We start from the raw sequence: 26,656 nt of genomic DNA on the forward strand, positions 1-26,656 counted from the left end.
GGCGCAGTCCGGCCGTGCCCTGCGTGTCGCCGTGATCGGTGGCGGGCCCGGGGGGCTGTACGCCGCTGTTCTGCTCAAGCGGCTCGATCCCGCGCGGGAGATCACCGTCTGGGAGCGGAACGGCCCCGAGGACACCTTCGGATTCGGTGTCGTCCTCTCCGACGAGACCCTCGGCGGGATCGAGCACGCCGACCCCGTCGTCTACCGCGCGCTCCAGGACGAGTTCGTACGCTGGGACGACATCGACATCGTCCACCGCCGCCGGACCCTCACCTCCGGCGGACACGGCTTCGCCGCACTCGGCCGGCGCAGGCTGCTGGAGATCCTGCACCGGCGCTGCGCCGATCTCGGCGTACGGCTCCGTTTCCGCACCCCCGCACCGCCCGCCGCCGAGCTCGCCGAGGCGTACGACCTCGTCATCGCCGCCGACGGCGTGCACAGCCTCACCCGAGAGGCGCACGCCGACGTCTTCGCGCCGCTCATCACCTCCCACCGATGCCGCTATATCTGGCTCGCCGCCGACTTCGCCTTCGACGCCTTCCGCTTCGAGATCGCCGAGACCGAGCACGGGGTGATGCAGCTCCACGGCTACCCCTTCGCCCGTCCGTCTCCCGATGACCACCCCACGACGAAGCACTCCGCGCCGCAGAGCCAACTCGGCACCAGCACCGTCATCATCGAGATGCGCGAGGAGGTCTGGCGGGCGGCCGGCCTCGACGCCTGCGACGAGGAGCAGTCCACCGACCAGTGCGCCAAGATCTTCGCCGACGCCCTCGGCGGCCGCCCCCTCCGCGGCAACAACTCCGCCTGGATCGCCTTCCGTACCGTCGTCAACGACCGCTGGTCCCACGGCAATACGGTGCTGCTCGGCGACGCCGCCCACACCGCCCACTTCTCCATCGGCTCCGGTACCAAGCTCGCCGTCGAGGACGCGCTCGCACTCGCCGCCTGCATCGAGGAACAGCCGACCCTCGGCCAGGCACTCTCCGCGTACGAGACCGAGCGCCGCCCGGTCGTCGAGTCCACCCAGCGCGCGGCCGCCGCCAGCCTCCGCTGGTTCGAGGAGCTCGCCACCTACCTCGAGCAGCCGCCCCGGCAGTTCGCCTTCAACCTGCTCACCCGCAGTCGCCGGGTCACCCACGACAATCTGCGGTTGCGCGACGCGGCCTTCACCGACTCCGTCGAGCGTGACTTCGGCTGCCCGCCCGGCACACCCCCGATGTTCACGCCGCTCCGGCTGCGCGGACTGACCCTGCGCAACCGCGTGGTGGTCTCGCCGATGGACATGTACAGCGCCGCCGACGGCATCCCCGGCGACTTCCATCTCGTCCACCTCGGCGCACGCGCCCTCGGCGGAGCGGGCCTCGTGATGACCGAGATGGTCTGCGTCAGCGCCGAGGGCAGGATCACCCCCGGCTGCACCGGCCTCTACAGCGACGAACAGGGCGCAGCCTGGCGTCGCGTCACCGACTTCGTACACCACCACTCACCGGGCACGGCGATCGGTGTCCAGCTCGGCCATTCCGGCCGCAAGGGCTCCACCAAGCTCATGTGGGAAGGCATCGACCAGCCGCTCGACCAGGGCAACTGGCCGCTCTCCGCCGCCTCGGCGCTCCCGTACCGGGCCGGAGTCAACCAGGTCCCGCACGCCCTGGACCGCACCGGACTGAACGACATCCGCGAGCAGTTCGCCGCGGCGGCCCGCCGCGCCGCCCGCAGCGGCTTCGACCTCCTCGAACTCCACTGCGCCCACGGCTACTTGCTCTCCGGTTTCCTCTCCCCGCTCACCAACCGGCGCACCGACTGCTACGGAGGCTCCCTCGAGAACCGCCTCCGCTTCCCCCTCGAAGTCTTCGACACGGTGCGTGGCAGCTGGCCCGACGACCGGCCCATGACCGTCCGCATCTCCGCCACCGACTGGGCACAGGGCGGCACCACCGCCGAGGACGCGGTCGGGATCGCCCGCGCCTTCGCCGCCCACGGCGCCGACGCGATCGACGTCTCCACGGGGCAGGTCGTCCCCGATGAGCAGCCCGAGTACGGCCGCTCGTACCAGACTCCGTACGCCGACCGGATCCGCAACAGCCTCGGCATCCCCGTCGTCGCCGTCGGCGCGATCTCCTCCTGGGACGATGTCAACTCGCTCCTGCTGGCGGGCCGTGCCGACCTCTGCGCGCTGGCCAGGCCGCATCTCTACGACCCCCACTGGACGCTGCACGCGGCGGCCGACCAGGACTACGCGGGCCGGGGCGCGCCCTGGCCGCTTCCGTACCGGGCGGGCAGCCGCAAGCCCCCCACCGGCCGTACGGACGCACCGAAACCGAGGCTCACCCTGCGCTGAGGCGGTCGTGGCAGCACAGCCGCCCGTCCGGCCCGGCCGCCACCCGGGGTCACGGTTGTACGAACGCCGCGCCCGCGTCCCGCAGCAGCGCGTGCAGCCGGGCGAAGACCTCAGCCGACCTCGCGCCCGGCCAGCCCTGCGGCAGCAGCTCGACCGGCAGGCCCGGATCCACGTACGGCAGCCGCCGCCAGGAGTCCAGCGCCGACAGATAGTCCCGGTACGCCTCCTGCGCGGGCACCTCCTCACGCGCCTCCCACGCCCGCAGCACCGGCCCGTGCAGATCCAGGAACTCCTCGTGCTGCTTGGCGATCGCCGCCAGGTCCCACCAGCGCGCCACCGCTTCCGCCGTGGGCGCGAAGCCGAGGTGCTCGCCGCGGAACAGGTCGACATACGGGTCGAGCTGGAGCCGCCGCAGGGTGTGCCGGGTCTCCTCGTACAGCCGCGCCGGCGCGATCCAGACACCGGGCGCCGCCGACCCGAAGCCGAGCCGGGCCAGCCGCGAACGCAACAGATGGCGCTTGTGGCGCTCGGCCTCCGGCACCGAGAAGACGGCAAGCACCCAGCCGTCGGACAGCGAGGGGGAGTGCCGGGTGTAGATACGCCGGTCCCCGTCGTCGAGCAGCTGGCGGGCATCCGCCGACAGCGCGTAACCGGCGGCCCCGTCCGCGGTTCGCTCGGGGATCAGCAGGCCGCGGCGTTTGAGCCGGGAGACCGAGGAACGCACGGACGGGGCGTCGACGGCGAGGACCGCCAGCAGACGGATGAGTTCGGCCACGGGAAGAGGCCCCGACCGTTCGCGTCCGTACGCGCCGTACAGGGTGACGATCAGGGAGCGGGGGGTGTGCTGCTCGGCCACGTGATCACTCTAGAGCCCGCAGCCGGAAGCGCTGCAGCTTGCCGGTCGGGGTGCGGGGAAGCGCGTCGAGAAAGACGATCTCGCGCGGACATTTGTACGGTGTCAGCCGCCGTTTCACGGAGTCGGTGAGCGCGGCGGTGGTGTCGTCGCCGGCCGGGACCCCGTCGCGCAGCACGACGTACGCCACCACGATCTGGCCCCGCAGTGCATCGGAACGGCCGATCACCGCGGCCTCCGCCACATCCGGGTGGTGCAGCAGGGCGTCCTCCACCTCCGGTCCCGCGATGTTGTAGCCGGCCGAAATGATCATGTCGTCGGCGCGTGCCACGTAGCGGAAGTAGCCGTCCGGCTCACGCACGTATGTGTCGCCGGTGACGTTCCAGCCGTCATGTACATACTCCTCCTGGCGAGGATCGGCCAGATATCGGCAGCCCACCGGGCCGCGGACGGCCAGCAGCCCCGGCTCGCCGTCCGGGACCGGCAGGCCCGCGGCGTCCACCACGCGCGCGTGCCACCCCGGAACCGGTACCCCGGTGGTCCCCGGTCTGATCGACCCGTCCGCCGCCGAGATGAAGATGTGCAGCAGCTCGGTCGCGCCGATGCCGTTGATGATGCGCAGCCCGGTCCGCTCCTGCCAGGCACGCCAGGTGGCGGCGGGCAGATTCTCACCTGCGGACACACAGCGCCGCAGCGAACCGGTGTCGTGCGCCGCGAGCTCGTCCAGCATCACGCGGTACGCGGTCGGCGCGGTGAACAGGACCGACACCCGGTGCGCGGCGATCGCGGTCAACAGCTGCCTGGGGCCTGCCTGTTCGAGCAGCAGCGCCGAGGCCCCCGCCCGCATCGGGAAGATCAACAAGCCGCCGAGCCCGAAAGTGAAGCCCAGGGGCGGACTGCCCGCGAAGACATCGTCGGGCTCGGGCCGCAGCACGCCCGCGGAGAAGGTGTCCGCGACGGCCAGCACATCGCGGTGGAAGTGCATGCACCCTTTGGGGCGGCCGGTCGTGCCCGAGGTGAACGCGATCAGCGCGACATCGTCCGCCGCGGTCGCCACGGCCTCGTACGGCTCCGGCGCCGCGCCGGCGGCCAGCCCCAGCAGATCGTCGGGGGAGTCACCGCCGTACGCCGTGATGCGCAGCCCCGGTACCTCCGCCTTCGCCAGATCGTCGACCGACCGGATGTCGCACAGGGCGTGGCTGACCGCGGCGATCTCGCACACCGTGGCCAGTTCCCTGGCCCGCTGCTGGGCCAGAACGGTGACCGCCACCGCGCCCGCCTTCATCACGGCCAGCCAGCAGGCAGCGAGCCAGGGGGTCGTCGGGCCCCGCAGCAGGACGCGGTTTCCGGGGACCACCCCAAGACCGGAGGTGAGGACATGCGCGATCCGGTCGACCTGGTCGCGCAGCTCGCCGTAGGTCCAGACCTCGCCGCCCCCCGTACGGAAGACGGGCCGGTCGGCGCCGAAGCGCTCGATCGTACGGTCCAACAGCTCGGACCCGCAGTTGAGCCGCTGTGGATAGTTCAGTTCGGGCAGGTCGAAGAGGATTTCCGGCCACTGCCCGGTGGGCGGGAGGTGGTCGCGCGGAAAGGTGTCGAGGTGGGCCGAGGGTGTCAGCTCCATGGTTCGCCCCCTTCTCGTGGTGGGGTCGCGAATCGAGCGTATCGTGAAGGTGACGACAGTCAACGGTCCGCGATACTGTGCTTTTGACAGGGGACACCTCCGGACCCCCGGCCGCACGAAGTGGGGGCACATATGCCCGTATTTTCGCTCGATCCGGCACAGACCGCCTGGTGTGCGCAGTTGCGCACCCTGGCCGGCGAGCGGCTGCGACCGCTCGCGGAGAAGGCGGAGCCGGGCCGCGTCAACCGCCCCCTGGTCGCCGCTCTCGGTGAACTCGGCCTCCTCCGGCGTCTGTTCGGGGCCGGCGCGCTCGAGCTGTGCCTGCTGCGGGAATCACTGGCGTACGGCTGTACGGAGGCCGAGACCGCCCTCGCCCTGCAGGGCCTGGGCAGCTACCCGCTGGTCCAGGCGGGCACGGCCGCCCAGCGGGAGCGCTGGCTGCCCGAGGTGATCGCGGGGCGTGCCGTTGCCGCCTTCGCGCTGAGCGAGCCGGACGCCGGCTCGGACGCGGCGGCACTCGCCCTCAAAGCCGTACCGGATCAGGAAGGTTGGCGGCTGAGCGGCGAGAAGCGCTGGATCTCCAACGCCCCCGAGGCCGATTTCTACACCGTGTTCGCCCGTACGACGGAGGGCGCCGGCGCGCGTGGAGTCACCGCGTTCCTCGTCCCCGCGGACCGGCCGGGACTGACCGGCGCCGCGCTGGAGATGCTCTCGCCGCACCCCATCGGCGCGCTCAACTTCGACGATGTTCCTGTGACCAGCGACGATGTCCTCGGCAAGACCGACCGCGGCTTCCGTGTCGCCATGAACACCCTGAACCTCTTCCGGCCCAGCGTCGGCGCTTTCGCGGTCGGCATGGCCCAGGCCGCCCTGGACGCGGCCCTCGAGCACACCGCCCACCGCACCGCCTTCGGCGGTCCGCTCAAGGAGCTCCAGTCCGTCGCCCACCAGGTCGCCGAGATGGCGACACGGACCGAGGCCGCCCGGCTTCTCGTGTACGCCGCGGCCGCCGCGTACGACGAAGGGGCCGCCGACGTACCGAAGCGGTCCGCGATGGCGAAACTGCTGGCGACCGAGACCGCGCAGTTCGTCGTGGACGCCGCCGTCCAGCTGCACGGCGCCCGCGCGCTCCAGCGCGGCCACCTCCTGGAACACCTCTACCGGGAGGTCCGCGCCCCCCGGATCTACGAGGGCGCCACCGAGGTCCAGCGCACGATCATCGCAAAGGAGCTGTACGCAAAGGAGCCGCACTCGAAGGAGCCGTACTCGAAGGAGCCGTACTCGAAGGAGCCGCACGCATGAGCCTGCACCGCCACAATCCGGCCGAGCTCTCGCCGCCCACCGGCTTCTCGCACGCGGTCACCGCCACCGGCTCGCGGCTTGTGTTCCTGGCCGGGCAGACCGCGCTGGACACCGGCGGGAAGATCGTCGGCGAGACGCTGTGCGAGCAGTTCGAAACGGCACTGGCGAATCTGCTCACCGCCCTCGCGGCTTCCGGCGGCGCACCGCAGGACCTCGCCAGGGTCACCATCTACGCCACGGATGTCGCCGACTACCGTGCTCATGCGGCTGAACTGGGCCGTGTCTGGCGGCGGTTGGCGGGCCGCGACTACCCTGCGGTGGCGGTGATCGGCGTCGTCCGGCTCTGGGACGAGGAGGCCCTGGTCGAACTCGACGGAATGGCCGTGCTCCCCTGACCGGAGTCCGCCGGCCCGGAACCTCCGCGCCTCACATCGTTGTCACCCGAGGGGAGCCGTCATGCCGGAGATCGAGCTCAGCGCGGGGACGATCGTGTACGAGGACACGGGAGGCCCCGGACCCGTTGTCGTCATGCTGCACGGTCTGGTCCACGACGCGACCGTCTGGCGCAAGGTCGTCGCCGGCCTGGGACGGGACCACCGCTGTATCGCCCCGACCCTGCCCTACGGCTCGCACCGCATCCCCATGCGCCCGGATGTCCCGCTCGGCCCCGATTCCGTCAATGAGCTGATCGCGGAGTTCCTGGACCGCTTGGACCTGCGCGAGGTGACCCTCGTCGAGAGCGACTGCGGGCGCGCCCAGACAGTCGCGGGACGGCACCCCGAACGGCTGGCCCGTCTTGTACTCATCTCCTGCGAGGCCTTCGACAACTACCCGCCGGGCGCACCCGGCAAGATGATCTCGCTTGTCTGCAAAGTGCCTGGCGGCATCGCCCTGATGGCCCGGACCCTCGCGCTGAAGCCGCTGCGCCGACTGCCCATCGGCCTCGGCGCGCTCACCAGGCGTCCCGTACCGCACGAGATCACCGACGGCTGGCTGCGGCCGCTGCTCACCGACAAGGCCATCAGGAACGACTTCCGCCGCTACAACGCGGGCGTACGCAGGACCGAACTCCTCGAAGCGGCCGAAGGACTACGGAAGTTCGACCGGCCGGCGCTGGTGGTGTGGGCCGTCCAGGACCGCATGATGCCGCGGGAACACGGTCGGCGGCTGGCCGAACTGCTGCCGCAGGGACGGCTTCTGGAGATCGAGGACAGCTGCACGCTGATCGCCGAGGACCAGCCGGAGCGGCTGACGGAAGCGCTACGCGCCTTCATCGCGGAGACCACCGCGGGACCGTCTTGATCGACTGGTGGTGAGCCCGGCCCGGGTTTACCGTCGACGAGTAGACGGAATCGTCTACCGACCCTCGTAAGAGGGACACGACGTCATGACGAGCCCGCAGCCGACCCCCACCGCGCAGACCGCCGCCCCGGACAAGAAACTCGGCGGCAACGGGATCGCGCTGCTCGTCATCGCCTCGTGCCAGTTGATGGTGGTACTCGACATCACCATCGTGAACATAGCGCTCCCGCACATCCAGAGCGCGCTGAACTTCTCGACCACGAGCCTTTCCTGGGTGGTCAGCGCCTATACGCTCACCTTCGGCGGCCTGCTCCTCCTGGGCGGCCGCGCCGGTGACATCCTCGGCCGCCGCCGGGTTTTCCTCGCCGGCGTCATGCTCTTCGCGCTCGCCTCTCTCCTCGGCGGCCTCTCCCAGAGCTCCGGCCAGCTCCTCGCCGCTCGCGCCCTGCAGGGCGTCGGCGGCGCCATCGCATCGCCGACCGCGCTCGCACTGATCACCACCACCTTCACCGAAGGCCCGGCCCGCAACCGGGCGTTCGGAGTCTTCGCGGCGGTCTCCGCGGGCGGCGGCGCGATCGGTCTGCTGGCGGGCGGTGTCCTCGTCGAATGGCTCGACTGGCGCTGGGTGTTCTTCGTCAATGTGCCGATCGCCCTGCTCATCGTTCTGGCGACGCCCCGCCACATCAAGGAGTCCGAGCGTCATCCGGGCCACTTCGACCTGGCCGGTGCGCTGACCTCGACGCTCGGCATGGTCGCGCTGGTGTACGGCTTCATCCGGGCCGCGCAGGAGGGCTGGCGCGACCGGCTCACGCTCGCCTCGTTCGCTGCGGCGGTGGTGCTGCTCACCTGCTTCATCCTCATCGAGCGCCGCTCGAGGCAGCCGATCACGCCACTGCACATGTTCGCCGACCGCAACCGGGCAGGCACCTACGGAATCATGCTGAGCCTCGCCGCCGCGATCTTCGGCATGTTCTTCTTCCTCACGCTCTTCGTACAGAACGTGCTGGACTTCAGCCCGCTCCGGGCCGGCCTCGCCTTCCTGCCGGTGAGCGCGCTCATCGCGGTGGGCGCGGGCACCGCTTCCCACCTTCTGCCGAAGTTCGGCCCCAAACCGTTTATGGTGACCGGTTCGATCCTCGCCGCGGGGGGACTGTCCTGGCTGACCCTGACCGACATTCATTCGACGTACCTGGGCAGCATCCTGGGGCCGATGCTCATCTTCAGCCTCGGCATGGGCATGAACTTCGTCTCGCTGACCCTGATGGCTGTCTCCGGTGTGCCCCGGCATGAGTCGGGCGCGGCCTCCGGCATGCTCAACGCGACCCAGCAGGTGGGCGGTTCGCTCGGCCTCTCCATCCTGGTGACTGTCTTCGGCACGGCCAGCCAGAACGAGGCCAGGGACCAGATACCGCTCTTCCTGACCCAGGCCACCCCGGCGGATCGGCTGAGTTTCCGGCGCACCGGACTGCTCCCACCGCCGTGGGGCGACGAGGTGCTGACCGCCGGAGTCTCCGTCGCCTTCACCGTGGCCGCCATCTTCACGGTGATCGCCGCGGTGATCGCCCTCCTGGTCATCCAGGTCCGTCCCTCGGACCTGGAACGCTTTCAGGGAGGGGGCGCTCGCGGGCAGGCCGGAGACTCCTGAGGTCACCTACGCGCCTCCGGTGCCGTCCGGAGCGCGGGACCCCGTCAGCTCATGCGGACGCGCGTGAGCCGCATGAGACTGGGGACACCGGCTGGATCGGGAGGAGGCGATGGTGTGAGTGCCGACTCCCTCGGCGACTCGCTCGGCGACTCCCTCGGCGAATCCCCGGGCGCTTCGTCGGAGGCTGCCGATTCCGTGGGTCTCGCCGTCCTCGACACACACGCGCGTTACCTCTTCGCGGACCGCGGCTACTGCCGGATCGCGGGGGAGGTGTACGCCGGGCTCGTGGGCAGTCCCGTGAACCCGCGAGTCCGGCCGAGAGTCGGCTCCGAGCTGCTCCTGGCCGGAGTGCTCGCCGACGGCAACCCTCGCGTTCATGTCACCGAAGCAACCCGTTGTACCTGGCAACGTCTGACCATCGACAAAGACGTCGTCGCACTCATGGGCATCATCGTCGGGACCACACCCGCCCGGGCCGCCGAGCGGGAGTCCGCTCCGTACCGCGTCTCCGTCGCCGAGTCCTCCGATCGGATCGGCACGACGCTCGACGAGGACACCACCTGCCGGGAGGCGGTGAGCTTCCTCAGTCCCGGCCTTGCCGACGCGGCCGAGGTGGACCTGCTCCTCACGTCACCTCCGACGCTCTCCCCGGCCGGCGGTGACCTGCGCGCGATACCGCTGCCCGGTGTGTACCGCGCCGCCGTGGCCGGACGCGCGGATCTGCTGCCGCAGCGCCCGGCGGACCCGCTCGGGGCCGCGGTGCGTGCGATGCACGGCAGCCGCCCCGTCCTCGACGACCGGGTGCTGGCTGTGCCGCTCGTCGCTCACGGCCACGTCCTGGGCGCGGTGCTGGCCGCGCGGACACACGGCAGGTTCGATCGGGACGATGTGCTGATCGTCCAGTCGGCGGTTCTGCGGGCTGCCACGGCTATCGAGCATTCCCGTCTGTACGGTCAGGCCCAGCGGACCGCTGTGCAGCTCCAACAAGCCCTGCTCACCGAACCCGGACGCCCGCACCCCAACCTGCAACTGGCCACCCGCTACCTGCCCTCCGGCTCAGGCACCATCGTCGGCGGCGACTGGTTCGAGACCGTGCGCCTGCACTTCGGACGGACTCTGCTGGTCATGGGCGATGTGATGGGGCACGGCGTGGAAGCCGCGGTCGACATGAACAGCTATCGCTCCACGCTGCGCGATGTCGCGTCCGCCGATCTTCCGCCGGACCGGGTGCTGCGCCAGCTCGACGTGATCATCTCCGAGTCCACCAGGCGGCCCGCCACATGTCTGCTGGTACGGGTGGACCCCGTGCGCGGCACCGGCGCCTTCTCCAGCGCCGGCCATCTGCCGCCCGCCGTGTTCGGCGGGGGCGGCGGGGCGGACCTGGTACGCGTGCCCGTCGGGCCGCCTCTCGGCACAGGACTGGGCGGATACGAAATCGCCACTCGCGAGCTCCACCCCGGTGACACCCTGCTGCTGTTCACCGACGGGCTGGTCGAACGGCGGGGAGAGGACATCGACTCCTCCCTCGCCCGCCTCGCACGGGTACAGGCCGCCCCCGGCATCACCGTCGACGGACTGCTGGACGAGGTCCTCGGCCAGCTGGACGCCGCTCACGCGGACGACGACGTCGCCCTCATGGCCGCACGCATCCGGCGCAGGCCGGCGTCGGATCACCACTGAGGTGCCGAGCTCGTAGAGGCACCACCGGGCGCCGCGGCTTCATTCCCGGACTGTGCTGCTGGTGACGGTGAACAGGGCGCCGTCCGGATCGCGCAGCGTCGCCTCTTCACCCTCCGGCATCGAGTGCCGTTCCAGGACGAGGCCCCCATTGCGGCGGGCCGCTTCCACGGTGGCCTCGACGTCGCCGACCGGGAAGTGGCAGTGCCAGTGGGGCCGGAGCGTGGGGTCCGGTGCCGCCCCTGTCGCGCCCGAGCTGAGGCGCGCGAGCACATGCCCCTTGCGGCGGAGCACGACTTCGTCCTCCTCGTAGTCGACCTGGCAGGAGCCGGGCCGCTCGGATGCCCATTCGAGGACTTCGCCGTAGAAGATCGCCGCCTCGAAGGCGTTGCGGGTCCGCAGCCGAAGCCAGACGGGCGCCCTCTTGCGCCCGGTCAGCCATTCGGAGACCAGCAGTCCCTCCCAGATACCGAAGACGGCGCCGTCACGGTCGGCGGCCAGCGCCCCCCGCCCCATGGGAAAGGCGAGCGGGCCCACCGCGACGGTGCCGCTCCGCTCCCGGATACGCGCGGCGGTCTCATCCAGATCGGCGACGGCGAAGTACGGGGTCCAGGCGACGGCGACCTGAAACGCCGACGCCAGCGCCCCGATTCCGGCGACCGGTGCGCCCTCGGAGAAGGCGGTACTGAACTCGTCGCCCAGGCTGCCCTTCCGGAACACCCACCCCATCACCGCGCCGTAGAAATCCTGCGCGCCCTGCAGGTCACGTGCCATCAGGCTGACCCAGCTCGGCGCGCCGAACACTTCGGCGCTCGATGTCACTCCGGCGGATCCGGCTGGTCTCGTTGGTTTGTCCATCACTCGGCGTCCCGGTCGGATTGGGGCATTCTGCACCCACAGCCCCCTCATCCTCCCCTGAACCGGGCAGGCTCGCGAACCGCGCGCATACCCTCAGTGACCGAAAGGACAAGGCGCTCAGCTCCGCCAGGCAGGTCAGCGGCGTTCAGCCCGCCGAGGTCCCGGCCTTGTTCGGGCATCCTCGGCCCGGCCGAGTGCGCCCGGTGTGCGGCGGTCATCGGCCGGGTGACCGGACGGTGCGGGACATCCGTCAGGTAGCGCGTGGCCCACTCGGCAGCGGCCCCAGACGGCCCAGGACGGACAAGAAGCCTCCTGACCTGCGGGCCGGTCAGATGTCGCGGAAGATCTCGATCTGCGCGCCCACCGAGTTGAGGCGCTCCGCCAGATCCTCGTAACCCCGGTTGATGACGTACACATTGCGCAGTACGGAGGTGCCCTCTGCCGCCATCATCGCCAGCAGCACCACCACGGCCGGCCGCAGTGCGGGCGGGCACATCATCTCCGCCGCGCGCCAGCGGGTCGGGCCCTCGACCAGGACGCGGTGCGGATCGAGCAACTGGAGGCGGCCGCCCAGGCGGTTGAGGTCCGTCAGATAGATCGCTCGGTTGTCGTAGACCCAGTCGTGGATCAGCGTCTTGCCCTGGGCGACCGCCGCGATCGCCGCGAAGAACGGGACATTGTCGATGTTCAGGCCCGGGAAGGGCATCGGGTGGATCTTGTCGATCGGCGCCTCCAGTTTGGAGGGCCGGACCGTCAGGTCCACCAGCCGGGTGCGGCCGTTGTCCGCCGCGTACTCCGGTGAGCGGTCGTGGTCGAGGCCCATCTCCTCCAGCACCGCGAGCTCGATCTCCATGAACTCGATCGGGACGCGGCGGATGGTGAGTTCGGACTCGGTGACGACCGCGGCGGCGAGCAGACTCATCGCCTCGACCGGGTCCTCGGAGGGGCAGTAGTCGACGTCCACGTCGATGGTCGGCACACCGTGCACCGTGAGTGTGGTCGTCCCGATGCCCTCGACCTGGACGCCCAGCGCCTCCAGGAAGAAGCACAGGTCCTGGACCATGTAGTTGGAGGAGGCGTTGCGGATGACGGTCACACCGTCGTGACGGGCCGCGGCCAGCAGCGCGTTCTCGGTCACGGTGTCGCCGCGCTCGGTCAGGACGATGGGGCGGTCGTGCGCGGTCGTGCCCTCCACCTTCGCGTGGTAAAGCCCCTCGGTCGCGGTGATGTCGAGACCGAAGCGGCGCAGCGCGATCATGTGCGGCTCGATGGTCCGCGTACCGAGGTCGCAGCCGCCGGCGTACGGCAGCCTGAACGTGTCCATCCGGTGCAGCAGGGGACCGAGGAACATGATGATCGACCGGGTCCTGCGTGCGGCCTCCGCGTCGATGGCGTCCATGTCGAGCTGCGCGGGCGGCACGATCTCCAGATCCATGCCCTCGTTGATCCAACGGGTGCGCACCCCGATGGAGTTGAGCACCTCGAGCAGCCGGAAGACTTCCTCGATACGGGCGACCCGGCGCAGCACCGTACGGCCCTTGTTGAGCAGTGTGCCGCAGAGCAGCGCCACGCACGCGTTCTTGCTCGTCTTGACGTCGATGGCGCCGGAGAGCCGGCGACGGCCGACCACGCGGAGGTGCATGGGCCCGGCGTAGCCGAGCGAGACGATTTCGCTGTCGAGCGCTTCACCGATGCGCGCAATCATCTCAAGACTGATGTTCTGGTTGCCGCGTTCGATGCGATTCACCGCGCTCTGGCTGGTGCCGAGTGCCTCGGCCAACTGCGTCTGTGTCCAGCCCCGATGCTGACGGGCGTCACGGATGAGCTTGCCGATGCGTACGAGGTAGTCATCTGCCATGGCTGCACGCTATCTCAGATATGAGATGTGATCGTGCACGGGGGGCCGTCACGATGGCAGCCGGTGGGCGACCGGGTGTCGCGGTTCGTACAGCGGGAGTTCGGCCCCGCTCGGCATCCGCACTGCGGCCAGCACGCCCCATCCCTGATCGGTCGGCGACTGCGAGATCTCCACGCCGCGCTCGGTGAGCCCGGCGAGAGTCCGCTCCAAGTCGTCGCACATCAGATAGAACTCGGCCTTCGGTGCCTCGCTCGTCGGGTGGACGGCGAACTCCGCCGGCGGCAGTTCGAAGATGAGCCAGCCGCGCCCGGCGTCGACATGGGGGAATCCGAGCACATCCTTGATGAAGGTCCGGTCCGCGTCCGCGTCCCGGCTGTAGAGGATCACATGCGCACCGCTGAACATGCTCCGATAGTGAGCCGGGCGCAGGTGCGCGGCAAGCGCACCGCGGCCGTACGGGCGGCCCGGCCCGCGTCTTTGGTCGGGTCCGGGCATGACCCGGCAGCGGTCATGTACTAGAGTTATCTCGACATCGAGATATCTGCCGAAGACGTACCGCAGCCGCCAGTCGGTAAGGGTTACCTAACTAAGTCTTACCTTAGCGGATCGGCGAGGAGCCGTGGCGGCAGGATTGTGGTAAGTACGCGCACATTGATGAAGGAGACTGTCGTGTCGGCGAACAGCTTCGACGCCCGCAGCACGCTGCGCGTGGGCGACGAGTCGTACGAGATCTTCAAGCTGGACAAGGTCGAGGGCTCCGCCCGCCTCCCTTACAGCCTGAAGGTGCTGCTGGAGAACCTGCTCCGCACTGAGGACGGCGCGAACATCACCGCCGACCACATCCGGGCACTCGGCGGCTGGGACTCCCAGGCGCAGCCCAGCCAGGAGATCCAGTTCACGCCGGCCCGCGTGATCATGCAGGACTTCACCGGTGTGCCCTGTGTCGTGGACCTCGCCACCATGCGTGAGGCCGTGAAGGAGCTCGGCGGCGACCCGGCGAAGATCAACCCGCTCGCGCCCGCCGAGCTGGTCATCGACCACTCCGTGATCGCTGACAAGTTCGGTACGAAGGACTCCTTCGCGCAGAACGTGGAGCTGGAGTACGGCCGTAACAAGGAGCGCTACCAGTTCCTGCGCTGGGGCCAGACCGCCTTCGACGAGTTCAAGGTCGTCCCGCCCGGCACGGGCATCGTTCACCAGGTCAACATCGAGCACCTCGCTCGTACGGTCATGGTCCGGGGTGGCCAGGCGTACCCCGACACCCTCGTCGGCACCGACTCGCACACCACCATGGTGAACGGCCTCGGTGTGCTGGGCTGGGGCGTCGGCGGCATCGAGGCCGAGGCCGCGATGCTCGGCCAGCCGGTCTCCATGCTCATCCCGCGCGTCGTCGGCTTCAAGCTGACCGGCGAGCTGAAGCCCGGCACCACCGCCACCGACCTGGTGCTCACGATCACCGAGATGCTCCGCAAGCACGGCGTCGTCGGCAAGTTCGTCGAGTTCTACGGTGAGGGCGTCGCCGCCACCTCGCTCGCGAACCGCGCCACCATCGGCAACATGTCGCCGGAGTTCGGCTCCACCGCCGCGATCTTCCCGATCGACGACGAGACCCTGAAGTACCTGAAGCTGACCGGCCGCAGCGAGCAGCAGGTCGCGCTGGTCGAGGCGTACGCCAAGGAGCAGGGCCTCTGGCTCGACCCGGCCGCCGAGCCCGACTTCTCCGAGAAGCTGGAGCTCGACCTCTCCACGGTCGTCCCCTCCATCGCCGGCCCGAAGCGCCCGCAGGACCGCATCGTCCTGGCCAACGCCAAGGAGCAGTTCGCGCTCGACGTCCGCAACTACGTGGACGAGGACGACGAGGCGGGCAAGGAGTCCTTCCCGGCCTCGGACGCCCCCGCCGAGCACAACGGCGTACCGACCCGCCCGACCCTCGTCACGGCGCCCGACGGCACCACGTACGAGATCGACCACGGCGCCGTCACCGTCGCCGCGATCACCTCGTGCACCAACACCTCGAACCCGTACGTCATGGTCGCCGCCGCGCTCGTGGCCAAGAAGGCGGTCGAGAAGGGCCTGACCCGCAAGCCGTGGGTCAAGACCACCCTCGCCCCGGGCTCCAAGGTCGTCACCGACTACTTCGACAAGGCGGGCCTGACCCCGTACCTCGACAAGGTCGGCTTCAACCTCGTCGGCTACGGCTGCACCACCTGCATCGGCAACTCCGGCCCGCTGCCGGACGAGGTCTCCAAGGCGGTCAACGACCACGACCTGGCCGTCACCTCGGTCCTCTCGGGCAACCGCAACTTCGAGGGCCGTATCAACCCCGACGTCAAGATGAACTACCTGGCATCCCCGCCGCTGGTCGTCGCGTACGCCATCGCGGGCTCGATGAAGGTCGACATCACCAAGGACGCGCTGGGCACGGACCAGGAGGGCAAGCCGGTCTACCTCGCGGACATCTGGCCCTCCGAGGCCGAGGTCAACGACGTCGTCGCCAACTCCATCGGCGAGGACATGTTCAACAAGTCCTACCAGGATGTCTTCGCGGGCGACGCGCAGTGGCAGGCGCTGCCGATCCCGACGGGCAACACCTTCGAGTGGGACCCGCAGTCCACCTACGTCCGTAAGCCCCCGTACTTCGAGGGCATGACGATGGAGACCACCCCGGTCTCCGACATCGCGAACGCCCGTGTGCTGGCCAAGCTGGGCGACTCGGTCACCACCGACCACATCTCCCCGGCCGGTGCGATCAAGGCCGACACCCCGGCCGGCAAGTACCTCACGGAGCACGGCGTCGAGCGCCGTGACTTCAACTCCTACGGCTCGCGCCGAGGCAACCACGAGGTGATGATCCGCGGCACCTTCGCCAACATCCGGCTGCGCAACCAGATCGCGCCGGGCACCGAGGGCGGCTACACCCGCGACTTCACCGTCGAGGGTGCCCCGGTCTCCTTCATCTACGACGCCTCGCAGAACTACCAGGCAGCCGGCATCCCGCTGGTGATCCTGGCGGGCAAGGAGTACGGCTCCGGCTCGTCCCGCGACTGGGCCGCCAAGGGCACCGCGCTGCTCGGCGTCAAGGCCGTCATCGCCGAGTCGTACGAGCGCATCCACCGCTCGAACCTCATCGGCATGGGCGTCCTGCCGCTGCAGTACCCGGAGGGCGCTTCCGCGCAGTCCCTCGGTCTGACCGGCGATGAGGCCTTCTCCTTCACCGGTGTGACCGAGCTGAACAACGGCACCACGCCGCGCACGGTCAAGGTCACCACCGACACCGGTGTGGAGTTCGACGCGGTCGTCCGTATCGACACCCCCGGTGAGGCGGACTACTACCGCAACGGCGGCATCATGCAGTACGTGCTGCGGAACCTGATCCGCAAGTAGGCACAGCGGCACGGCAGTAGGCAGCAAAAGGGCCGCATCCCCGGTGACGGGGGTGCGGCCCTTTCCGTATGAGCTACGGGATCACCAACTACGGGATCCGCAGCGGCCCCGGTGGGGGACAAAAGGGCCCGCACCCGGTGGGACCGGGTGCGGGCCTGTGGTGATGTGTGACCAACTCGTAGTCTTCAGGCGAGCAGCTCGACCTCTGAGAGCGTCGCCGCCGTACCCGCCGCCACAAGGCGGTACTTCGTGTACGTACCAGGGTTCCCGATGGTGAAGACGCGGGTCTGCTTGTCCCAGGCGAAGGCCTGACCGGTCCGCCTGTCCAGGTCCTGCCAGGTCGTCCCGTCGCTCGAGCCCTGCAGCACCCAGCCGGCCGGGGCCTTGCCCTTCCCGGACGAGGTGAGGGTGTACTGCACCGCGCGGGTCCTCGACGCCACCGGCAGCTCCGCCGACTGGAACGACGCCTCCGTCGCGGACGAGTTGTCGAAGAGCGGACCGTCCGCCGCGATCACATCGTGGCGCGGCGACGGCACCTTGTCGTCCTCGGTTATGGAGACCGGGGCGGCGTTCCTGCCCGTACCCCAGGATGACGGCTTCGGGCCCATCGAGAACTCCAGCGTGCCGCCCCGCGCGATCAGACCGTGCGGCAGAGCCGTGGAGTTCCAGGTCCTGCCGTTCACCTTCAGGCCCTGGACGTAGATGTTCTTCGCGCTGTTCTCCGGGGCCTTGACCACCAGGTCGCGGCCGTTCTCCAGATGGACGGTCGCCTTGGTGAAGAGCGGCGAGCCGATCGCGTACTCGCCACTGCCCATCACCAGCGGATAGAAGCCGAGCGCGGAGAAGAGGTACCAGGCGGACTGCTCACCGTTGTCCTCGTCGCCGTGGTAGCCCTGTCCGATCTCGCTGCCGGTGTAGAGGCGGGAGAGCACCTCGCGCACCTTCTCCTGGGTCTTCCAGGGCTGCGAGGCGGCGTTGTACATGTACGTGACGTGGTGCGCGACCTGGTTGGAGTGGCCGTACATGCCCATCCGTACATCACGGGCCTCGGTCATCTCGTGGATGACGCTGCCGTAGGAGCCGACGAAGTCGGGCGAGGCCGTCTCCGGGGTGGAGAAGTAGGTGTCGAGCTTCTTGCCGAGACCGGAGCGGCCGCCGTAGAGGTTGGCCAGACCGCGCGAGTCCTGAGGTGCGGTGAACGCGTATCCATAGCCGTTCGTCTCGGTGTAGTCGTAGCCCCACACCCGCGGGTCGTACTGGTCGGACGGAACCCGCCAGTCGCCCTTCTGATCACGGCCCTGGAAGAAGCCGGCCTTGGAGTCGAAGAGTGTGACGTAGTTACGGGCCCGGTTGAGGAAGTACTCGGACTCCTCCTTGTAGCGGGCGTTCTTGGTCTTCTTGTAGAGGGCCTGACCCATCTTCGACAGGCCGTAGTCGTTGAGGTAGCCCTCCAGCGACCAGGACAGGCCCTCGTGCGTGTCGGTGGAGGCGTAACCGAGGAACGGCGAGGTCTCCATGCCCTTCCGGCCGACGCCCGAGCTGGGCGGTACCACGGTCGCGTTCTTCAGCGCCGCCTCGTACGCCGCCCCGGCGTCGAAGTCCACACCCTTGACGTACGCGTCGGCGAAGGCCACGTCCGAGCTGGTGCCGGTCATCAGGTCGGCATAGCCCGGCGAGGACCAGCGGGAGATCCAGCCGCCGTCCTTGTACTGCTGGACGAAGCCGTCCACCAGCTCGCCCGCCTTCCTGGGAGTGAGGAAGGAGTACGCGGGCCAGGTCGTCCGGTAGGTGTCCCAGAAGCCGTTGTTGACATAGACCTTGCCGTCGACGATCTTCGCGCCGGTACGGGTCGGCGTGTCGGGCCCGGTCATCGGCGAGAACGGGCTCGCGTACTGGTGCCTGGGGCTGGACTTGCTGCCGGTGTTCTCGAATCCGGAGTTGGGATAGAGGTACAGCCGGTACAGGCTGGAGTAGAGCGTGGTGAGCTGGTCGCGGCTCGCGCCCTCGACCTCGACCTTGCCGAGCAGATCGTCCCAGGCGTCCTGTGCGCGGTCCTTCACCCGCGCGAAACGGGTGCCGGCCGGAATCTCGTCGGCGAGGTTCTTCTTCGCCTGGTCGACACTGATCAGCGAGGTGGCCAGGCGCAGATTGACCGTGCGGTCCGTGCCCGCGTTGAAGCGGAGATGGCCGGTGACGCCGTCGGCGCCCGACGCGGTGACCGGCGCGTCGAAGACGCCGTACACGAAGAGCCGGGTGGCGCCCGTGGACAGTCCGCTCTTGACGTCCGAGAAGCCGGTGAAGGAACTGGTGCCCGGATCGAGGGTCAGGCCGCCTTCCTTGGTGACGTTGTCGAAGACGACGCTCGCATCGTCACCGGGGTAGGTGAACCGCATCATCGCCGCGTGGTCGGTCGGTGCCAGCTCGGCCTTGAGTCCGTTCTCGAAGGTGACCCCGTAGTAGTGCGGTCGCGCGGTCTCCTTCTCGTGGCGGAAGGGGAGCGCGCGCTTGACCCTGTCCGTGTCCGGGGTGCCGGCGGCCGCGGACGGCATCAGCTGGAAGGTCTGCCGGTCGCCCATCCAGGGGCTCGGCTCATGGCTGGCGCTGAAGGCCTGCACGGTCGGCAGATTGTCCGCGTTGTTGCCCCGCGCGTACTCGTACAGCCAGCTCTTCGACGCGGAGTTCGTCGCCGGAGTCCAGAAGTTGAAGCCGTGCGGGACTGCGGTGGCGGGGAAGGTGTTGCCGCGCGAGAAGGAGCCGCTGGAGTTGGTACCGCGGAGAGTCGAGGCGTAGTCCGAAAGGTGGGCAAGCCGCTTCTCCGGAGCCTTGGGCGCGATCGCAACGTCGTCGATCCAGCCCTGGAACTTCGCCGGACCCTTGGGGGAGTCGTAGGCCACCAGGATCCGGTCGACTGTCCGGCCGGCCGCGACCGCACCGATCCCGGACGCGACCTGGTTCCACTGGTTGACGTAGAGCCGCTTGGCGGCACCCTGGCCCTGTGGGGTCAGCAGCCCGCCGTGGGAGTCGAGGGCCTTCAGATCACTGAGATAGGTGCCGTCGGTGAAGGCGAGATCCACCGACACGTTCGTGGCCGGGTAATTGAGATCCGTCTCCGGCAGGGACGGGAAGATCCGGTACGAGAGTTCGGTGTCGCGACGTACGGCCGTGTTGACGTCGAAGACCTTGTTGTACGAGTAGGCCCGGCCGTCCGGCTTGTGGGTGCCGGCGTACTTCAGCGCACGCTTTCCGGTGAATCCGGCGTTGGACTTGGCGGTGGGGGAGCCGCTGGGTCCGCGGTCGACCAGGCTGCGCATGTCGTCGGGCGTGGGTGTGCTGGTGTCGCCGTCTGAGAACTGCACATCGGAGAGCTGGGTGGCATCGGAGGCGCCGTTGTTCTTGGTGATCTCCAGGCGGTAGTGCGCGTACGCCGTCACCTTCGCCGGATCGTCGATGTCGTACGTCTTGGTCTCGAAGCGCTTTTCAAAGGTCTGGCCCTCGCGGGTGTCCAGGACCTTCCACTCCTTGCCGTCGGCGGAGCCCTTCAGGGTCCAGTCCCTGGGGTCGCGCTCGGCGTGGTCGTTCGCCGATGTCAGCGCATAGGTGACGACCTTGACCGGCGCGTCCGTGTCGAACTCGATCCAGGCGGTGGGCTCGAACCCCAGCCATTTGGTGCCCGGCTGAAGATCGACCAGATTCTCCTTGGTCTCACCCGCGCCGGAGTTCTCGTCGCTGGCACGCAGTTCTATCACCTTGTCGGTGACATTCCCCGGAATTCCGCTGGAGAATCCGCCATCGACACCCGATGCCCGCTTCTGTCCGTCTGATCCGATTTCGACGGTATTGCGCCAGTCCGGCTGGGGTTCGTCCGCTTCGAAGGAGGAGTGGAACTCCCGGTCGGGTCCGGCGGGTTGGGCGGGTCGGGCTATGGCGGCCGACTGGGCCGTCACCACGAGAAGTGATGCGGCCACCACCACCGCGGCCGCATGGGCGTGTCCGTGCCGAGGTCCGGTTCTGGGCTGCATCCTGATCTTTTCCTCCCGTGGAAAAGGTTGGACAACGTTGTCACCCGCAATTCGCAGGATCCAGTAGGGAGGCAAGTGTGCGGTGGTGTCAAGGGTGTTGGATATCCGGGATATCCGCGAGGTCTCAACTCGGGAAAGACTGCCGCTCAAACCTGCATTCGATCTTGCCCAGCTGGCGGGAAGTGGACTATACCTGTCGGCGTCTGCATAGCCTTGTCACAGTCGCTCGGCGGCGGACACGGGGGGCGGGGGATGGCGGATGCTTCAGTGCTACACCTGCCGGCGTTCCGTCCGTCCCTCATGCCAACCCTGCACGACCCAAGCGCAACTGACCGCGGTGGCGGGGCCCTTCGCTTAGGCGAATACGAACGGGTAACCGGTACACCGCCTGAGTCCTGGAGAAGGCGAGGACTTGAGCATGGGATCCACCTCCGCCCACAACAATGAGGGCCTTGGCCGTCGCGATCTGATCAAGCGGTCTGCCGCACTCGGCCTGATCGCCGTCCCGACGATGAGCTTCCTTTCCGCCTGTGCGAGCAGCGACAGCGGCGGCGGCGAGAAGGTCGACAAGGGCAAGAAGTCCGCCAAGAATCCGCTGGGCGTCAATGAGACGGCGCAGCTCGAGGTCGTCATCTTCGACGGTGGTTTCGGCCAGCAGTACGCCCTGGACGCCGAGAAGAAGTACCAGGAGGCCTTCCCGAAGGCCCCCAAGGTCAAGCACCGCGCGACGCAGAAGATCCAGTCCGAGCTGCAGCCGCGCTTCAACGGCGGAACCCCGCCGGACCTGATCGACAACTCCGGCGCCCAGCAGATGGACATGGGTGTCCTGGTGGGCAAGAAGCAACTCGCCGACCTCACTCCGCTGCTGGACGCGCCGTCCATCGACGATCCGAACAAGAAGGTGCGCGACACCCTGCGCCCGGGCATCGTCGAGATGGGCCAGTTCGACGGCGACCCGGTCTGGATCCTCTACTACGCCTACACGGTGTACGGCGTGTGGTACTCGCAGACCGCCCTGGAGAAGCTCGACGCCACGTACCCGGAGACCTGGGACGAGATGCTCGCCCTGTGCGAGAAGGCGAAGAAGAAGGGCATCGCCGGCTGGACGTACGCGGGCAAGTACCCGTACTACCTGCCGTTCTCGCTGTACCCCTTCATCGCCAAGATCGGTGGCCGCGAGGTCCTCGACGCCATCGACAACCTGGAGCCGAAGGCCTGGGAGCACCCGGCTGTCAAGGCCGCGTTCGAGGCGTACTACGAGCTCTTCAAGAAGGGCTACATCCTCAAGGGCACGCCCGGCATCGACCACATCCAGTCCCAGACGGCCTGGACCCAGGGCAAGGCGCTCTTCATCCCCAACGGCTCCTGGGTGGAGAACGAGGCGGCGAAGACCACGCCCAAGGACTTCAAGATGATGGTGGCCGCACCCTCCAGCCTCGACAAGTCCGACAAGCTGCCGTTCGGCACCATCTGGGCTTCGGGCGGTGAGCCCTTCGTCGTCCCGGCGAAGGCGAAGAACGCCGAGGGCGGCATGGAGCAGCTGCGCATCATGCTCAGCGAGGCCTCGTCGAAGAGCTTCACCCAGCAGGTGAAGTCCCTGAGCGCGTTCAACGGCGGCACCGACGGGCTCACCCTGTCGACGGCGATGCAGTCCGGCGTCGACGCGCTGAAGAAGGCCGGTGACAATGTCGTCAACCCGCGTCTGCAGGACTGGTACGTGAAGCTCCAGAAGGAGCAGATCGGCGTCGCCGGTCTCGGCGAGATGATGGCCGGCCGCGCGACCCCCGCGGAAACCATCAAGAAGATCCAGGGCTTCGCCGACGCGGCCGCCAAGGACCAGTCGATCAAGCACTACAAGCACCAGTGACCAGGCGTCACCAGCGGCGGCACTCGCCGGAAGATCGGGGTCGGTAACCATGCAACACGGCAAGTACCGGTTCATTGTGGGGTTCTTGGCAGCCCCCTTGGCGTTGTACACAATCTTCGTCATCTGGCCGTTCGTCCAGTCCATCTACTACTCGTTCACGGACTGGACAGGCCTGAGCCCGGACTTCAAAATGGTCGGCTTCGACAATTACAGTCGAATGCTGGACGACGACGTCTTCTGGAAGTCGCTGCAGCACAGCCTGTGGTTCGCGCTGCTGCTGCCGCTGGTGACGATCGGCCTTGCGCTGTTCTTCGCCTTTATGCTCAATGTCGGCGGGCGGCGCCGAAAGGGCGCCGCCATCGCCGGTGTGCGCGGGTCGTCCTTCTACAAGATCGCGTACTTCTTCCCGCAGGTGCTGTCGATCGCGATCGTCGCCCTGCTGTTCCAATTCGCGTACAACCCCAACGACGGTGCGATCAACGGGGCGCTGAAAGCCATCGGCCTCGGCGACGTACAGCCGCAGTGGCTCGGCGACCCCGACCTGGCGCTCTGGTGTGTCATGGCGGTCCTGGTGTGGAGCACGGTCGGCTTCTTCGTCGTCCTGTTCTCGGCGGGGATGGCGTCCATCCCCAAGGACTTCTACGAGGCGGCGCTGCTGGACGGCGCGAACCGGTTCACCACCTTCTTCCGCATCACCCTGCCGCTTCTGTGGGACACCGTGCAGTCGGGATGGGTCTACATGGGAATCCTGGCCCTGGGCGCTGAGTCCTTCGCGGTCGTCCAGATCATGACCGTGGGGCCCGGCGGACCCGACTACTCGACCACGGTTCTCACGCTGTACGTCTACCAGACGGCGTTCCGGGACGGCCAGGCGGCGTATGCGACCACGATCGGTGTCGCCCTGCTCGTCGTCACGCTGGCTTTCGCAGCCCTCGTGATGAAGCTGGGCAGGCGTGAGCGGCTGGAGTTCTGATGCTGTGTCTTCCCGGGGGGGCACCCCCCGGACCCCCGGCAGATAAGCAGCTCGGTCGCGGTGGCCGGCATGACAGCACGAGGTGAATCCCGGTGAAGACCACAGACAGCCCGCCCGCAGCCGTCCCCCAGGACCGCCCGCCGGTGGCCAAGACGAACGCTGCGCCCGCCCGGGTGAAGAGCAGCGAGGGCGGTGTCCTCAATGTCTTCTCGCACGGCGTGCTCGTCATCTGGGCGATCATGGTCATCATGCCGCTGCTCTGGTCGGTGATGACTTCCTTCAAGAGCGACAAGGCGATCTTCACTTCGCCGTGGTCACTGCCCGACTCGCTGCACTTCGACAACTGGTCGCGGGCCTGGAGTCAGGCGCACATGAGCGACTACTTCCTCAACACCGTTCTGGTGGTGGGCGGTTCGCTGGTCGGCACCTTGCTGTTCGGCTCGATGGCCGCGTATGTACTCGCGCGCTTCGACTTCCCGGGGAACCGCTTCATCTACTTCCTCTTCATCGGAGGAATGAGCTTCCCGATCATGCTGGCGCTGGTGCCGCTCTTCTATGTACTGAACAACATCGCACTGCTGAACACGCTGCACGGCCTGATCCTGGTCTACATCGCGTATTCACTGCCGTTCACGGTGTTCTTCCTGACCGCGTTCTTCCGTACGCTGCCGAGCTCGGTGGCCGAGGCGGCCATGATCGACGGGGCCTCGCACACCCGGACCTTCTTCCAGGTCATGCTGCCGATGGCCAGGCCCGGACTGATCAGCGTCGGCATCTTCAACTTCCTCGGGCAGTGGAATCAGTACATGCTTCCGACCGTGCTCAACACCGACCCGGACAAGAAGGTGCTCTCGCAGGGTCTGGTGGAGCTGGCCGTCAGCCAGGGCTACAAGGGCGACTGGTCGGGCCTCTTCGCCGGTCTGGTGATGGCGATGCTGCCGGTGCTCGCGGCGTACATCATCTTCCAGCGGCAGGTGGTGGCGGGCCTGACGGCGGGCGCGGTCAAGTAACGACAGCGGGCGGGCATCCGCGATTCGCGACAGCGGGGGCCCTGTGCCGTGGCCCGGTCCCGGGGGACTTATCCCCCGGGACCGGGCCACGGCTGCTGTGCGGGTGGCAGCGCTGAGTGCCAGGGGCGGACCGAGGACGACTGGCTCCCGGCCGGGCTTCCGACGCGCGCCGGTTCCTGCCTCCACCTTCTGTACGGGAACATCCGGCCCGGTCTCCAGGGCCGGATGCTCCCGAATCCGGATCGCGGAGTTGGCCACCCAAGGTCACAAGATGGTCTCGCCCTGGCTGGAAGTCGCCCCTCTGCCGGCGTTCGGTCGACTGGCCGCCGGCCGTCTGCCCGGCCTGCGCCCGTGCCGCCTCGATCGCTGTCGTGAACGCGACTGCGGCCGCCTTCACCGCCCGTGGCCGCCCGCGCCCGGCGACTGCCGGAGGTCTGTACCTTTCCGAATCGCCCTCGCGCTCCCCCTTGCCCTCCGGATGCACTCCCGCGTGCTCATCCGCGGTTGGCGCCGCTCAAGGTCTTGACGCGATAAGGCTCGGGAGTTGTGCTTAGGGTTCACAAGTTGGAGAAACGTCGGGCTCGCCGCACGGTGGTCCCGGCCGGGGGCGGTCGTCGTGCCGCCCACCGGGGGCAGGAGTGGATGAGTCGATGGAGACTCCGGGATCGCAGACATCTCTGCACCGGGCCAACCTCGAGCGGGTCGTGCGTGCCGTACGCATGGCGGGCTCGCTCACGCAGGCGGAGATCGCGAGGGGTACGGGCCTCTCCGCGGCCACGGTCTCCAATATCGTTCGCGAACTGAAAGACGGCGGAACCGTCGAGGTCACACCGACCTCCGCGGGCGGCCGCCGGGCCCGCAGCGTCTCGCTCAGCGGCGACGCGGGCATCGTCATCGGCGTCGACTTCGGGCACACCCATCTGCGGGTCGCCGTCGGCAACCTCGCCCACCAGGTGCTCGCCGAGGAGTCCGAGCCGCTCGATGTGGACGCCTCGTCCGCACATGGCTTCGGCCGGGCGGAACAGCTGGTCAACCGGCTGATCTCGGCGACCGGGATCGGCCCGGACAAGGTGATCGGCGTCGGACTCGGCGTACCGGGGCCCATCGATGTGGAGTCCGGCACCCTCGGCTCCACCTCGATCCTGCCGGGCTGGACCGGCATCAACCCCAGTGAGGAGCTCTCGGGGCGGCTCGGCGTGCCCGTGTACGTCGACAACGACGCCAACCTCGGAGCGCTCGGCGAGCTGGTCTGGGGCAGCGGCCGCGGGGTCCGGGATCTCGCGTACATCAAGGTCGCCAGCGGTGTCGGTGCCGGCCTGGTGATAGACGGCCAGATCTACCGGGGCCCGGGAGGTACGGCCGGCGAGATCGGCCACATCACGCTGGACGAGTCCGGCCCGGTCTGCCGCTGCGGCAACCGCGGCTGCCTGGAGACCTTCGCCGCCGCCCGGTACGTCCTGCCGCTGCTCCAGTCCAGCCACGGGGCCGATCTGACCATGGAGCGCGTGGTCCAGCTGGCCCGCGAGGGCGACCCCGGCTGCCGCCGGGTCATCGCGGACGTCGGCCGGCATATCGGCAGCGGTGTGGCGAACCTCTGCAACCTGCTCAACCCCAGTCGCGTAGTGCTGGGCGGAAATCTTGCCGAAGCGGGAGAATTGGTTCTCGGACCGATTCGAGAGTCGGTCTCCCGGTATGCGATTCCCAGCGCTGCACGCCAGTTGTCCGTCCTTCCGGGGGCGCTCGGAGGGCGCGCCGAGGTGCTGGGCGCACTGGCCCTCGTGCTCAGCGAAATGGGCGATTCGACCCTTCTGGACAGTTCGCTTCCCGTCGGGGCACCTGTCTTCACTTAGATAATGAATGGCACCGTTGTCATCTCGTTAAGGATTTACTCCTTGACGTCGGCCCGACGGCCGAGTTGACTTCCAGCCACCTCGGCCGCAGCG

The 26,656-nt window shown here is 68.5% G+C and carries 17 protein-coding genes; 11 read left to right on the plus strand and 6 right to left on the minus strand.

Annotated elements, in window-relative coordinates; all coding sequences use genetic code 11:
* Positions 1–19: 19 nt before the first annotated feature.
* Positions 20–2,341, plus strand: a complete 2,322-nt coding sequence (locus tag OG966_RS30960; protein WP_326655439.1) for a bifunctional salicylyl-CoA 5-hydroxylase/oxidoreductase — start codon at positions 20–22, stop codon at positions 2,339–2,341.
* A 49-nt stretch (positions 2,342–2,390) separates the two neighbouring features.
* On the opposite strand, the gene OG966_RS30965 is transcribed toward OG966_RS30960, so the two are convergent.
* A complete protein-coding gene (locus tag OG966_RS30965; protein ID WP_326653269.1) occupies positions 2,391–3,197 on the minus strand; it encodes a PaaX family transcriptional regulator in 807 nt (268 codons plus the stop codon).
* Between the two features lie 4 nt (positions 3,198–3,201).
* Positions 3,202–4,818 (minus strand): AMP-binding protein, encoded by a 1,617-nt coding sequence (locus OG966_RS30970; protein WP_326653270.1) that lies wholly within the window; start codon positions 4,816–4,818, stop codon positions 3,202–3,204.
* A gap of 132 nt (positions 4,819–4,950) precedes the next feature.
* Here OG966_RS30970 and OG966_RS30975 point away from each other — a divergent pair, with 132 nt between their 5' ends.
* From OG966_RS30975 to OG966_RS30995, 5 genes are all read left to right on the plus strand, one after another.
* Complete coding sequence (locus OG966_RS30975; RefSeq protein ID WP_326653271.1) at positions 4,951–6,120, plus strand: acyl-CoA dehydrogenase family protein; 1,170 nt, start codon at positions 4,951–4,953, stop codon at positions 6,118–6,120.
* Positions 6,117–6,515 carry a RidA family protein gene (locus tag OG966_RS30980; RefSeq protein ID WP_326653272.1) on the plus strand — a complete coding sequence of 133 codons (399 nt, stop codon included), beginning with the start codon at positions 6,117–6,119 and terminating at the stop codon, positions 6,513–6,515. The genes OG966_RS30975 and OG966_RS30980 overlap by 4 nt, the downstream gene beginning before the upstream one ends.
* 61 nt (positions 6,516–6,576) lie before the next feature.
* Positions 6,577–7,422, plus strand: a complete 846-nt coding sequence (locus OG966_RS30985) for an alpha/beta fold hydrolase (RefSeq protein ID WP_326653273.1) — start codon at positions 6,577–6,579, stop codon at positions 7,420–7,422.
* Between the two features lie 85 nt (positions 7,423–7,507).
* A complete protein-coding gene (locus tag OG966_RS30990; protein WP_326653274.1) occupies positions 7,508–9,067 on the plus strand; it encodes an MFS transporter in 1,560 nt (519 codons plus the stop codon).
* A 114-nt stretch (positions 9,068–9,181) separates the two neighbouring features.
* On the plus strand, positions 9,182–10,747 hold the full coding sequence (locus OG966_RS30995) for a PP2C family protein-serine/threonine phosphatase (protein WP_326653275.1): 1,566 nt from the start codon (positions 9,182–9,184) through the stop codon (positions 10,745–10,747).
* Positions 10,748–10,786: 39 nt separating this feature from the next.
* Here the strand turns inward: OG966_RS30995 and OG966_RS31000 are convergent, their stop codons facing one another.
* From OG966_RS31000 to OG966_RS31010, 3 genes are all read right to left on the minus strand, one after another.
* Positions 10,787–11,602 carry a VOC family protein gene (locus OG966_RS31000; RefSeq protein WP_326653276.1) on the minus strand — a complete coding sequence of 272 codons (816 nt, stop codon included), beginning with the start codon at positions 11,600–11,602 and terminating at the stop codon, positions 10,787–10,789.
* Positions 11,603–11,930: 328 nt separating this feature from the next.
* The gene (locus OG966_RS31005; protein WP_326653277.1) at positions 11,931–13,460 is read right to left on the minus strand and encodes a helix-turn-helix domain-containing protein; all 1,530 of its coding nucleotides are present in this window, start codon (positions 13,458–13,460) and stop codon (positions 11,931–11,933) included.
* Positions 13,461–13,508: 48 nt separating this feature from the next.
* Positions 13,509–13,865 (minus strand): VOC family protein, encoded by a 357-nt coding sequence (locus tag OG966_RS31010; RefSeq protein WP_326653279.1) that lies wholly within the window; start codon positions 13,863–13,865, stop codon positions 13,509–13,511.
* A gap of 249 nt (positions 13,866–14,114) precedes the next feature.
* Here OG966_RS31010 and acnA point away from each other — a divergent pair, with 249 nt between their 5' ends.
* Positions 14,115–16,844, plus strand: a complete 2,730-nt coding sequence (gene acnA, locus OG966_RS31015) for an aconitate hydratase AcnA (RefSeq protein ID WP_326653280.1) — start codon at positions 14,115–14,117, stop codon at positions 16,842–16,844.
* A 185-nt stretch (positions 16,845–17,029) separates the two neighbouring features.
* Here acnA and OG966_RS31020 read toward each other — a convergent pair whose 3' ends face one another.
* Positions 17,030–20,863 (minus strand): GH92 family glycosyl hydrolase, encoded by a 3,834-nt coding sequence (locus tag OG966_RS31020; protein WP_326653281.1) that lies wholly within the window; start codon positions 20,861–20,863, stop codon positions 17,030–17,032.
* Between the two features lie 418 nt (positions 20,864–21,281).
* Here OG966_RS31020 and ngcE point away from each other — a divergent pair, with 418 nt between their 5' ends.
* The 4 genes from ngcE (at position 21,282) to OG966_RS31040 (ending at position 26,563) form a co-directional block, all read left to right on the plus strand.
* Positions 21,282–22,730 (plus strand): N-acetylglucosamine/diacetylchitobiose ABC transporter substrate-binding protein, encoded by a 1,449-nt coding sequence (ngcE, locus tag OG966_RS31025; protein WP_326653282.1) that lies wholly within the window; start codon positions 21,282–21,284, stop codon positions 22,728–22,730.
* A gap of 49 nt (positions 22,731–22,779) precedes the next feature.
* Complete coding sequence (locus tag OG966_RS31030; protein WP_326653283.1) at positions 22,780–23,703, plus strand: carbohydrate ABC transporter permease; 924 nt, start codon at positions 22,780–22,782, stop codon at positions 23,701–23,703.
* Positions 23,704–23,795: 92 nt separating this feature from the next.
* Positions 23,796–24,713 (plus strand): carbohydrate ABC transporter permease, encoded by a 918-nt coding sequence (locus OG966_RS31035; RefSeq protein ID WP_326653284.1) that lies wholly within the window; start codon positions 23,796–23,798, stop codon positions 24,711–24,713.
* 650 nt (positions 24,714–25,363) lie between these two features.
* Positions 25,364–26,563: an ROK family transcriptional regulator gene (locus tag OG966_RS31040; protein ID WP_326653285.1), complete on the plus strand. Its 1,200-nt coding sequence runs from the start codon at positions 25,364–25,366 to the stop codon at positions 26,561–26,563.
* The last annotated feature ends 93 nt before the right edge of the window (positions 26,564–26,656 follow it).

Origin of the sequence: Streptomyces sp. NBC_01750 (assembly GCF_035918095.1) — a bacterium.
Taxonomy (GTDB): Bacteria; Actinomycetota; Actinomycetes; order Streptomycetales; family Streptomycetaceae; genus Streptomyces.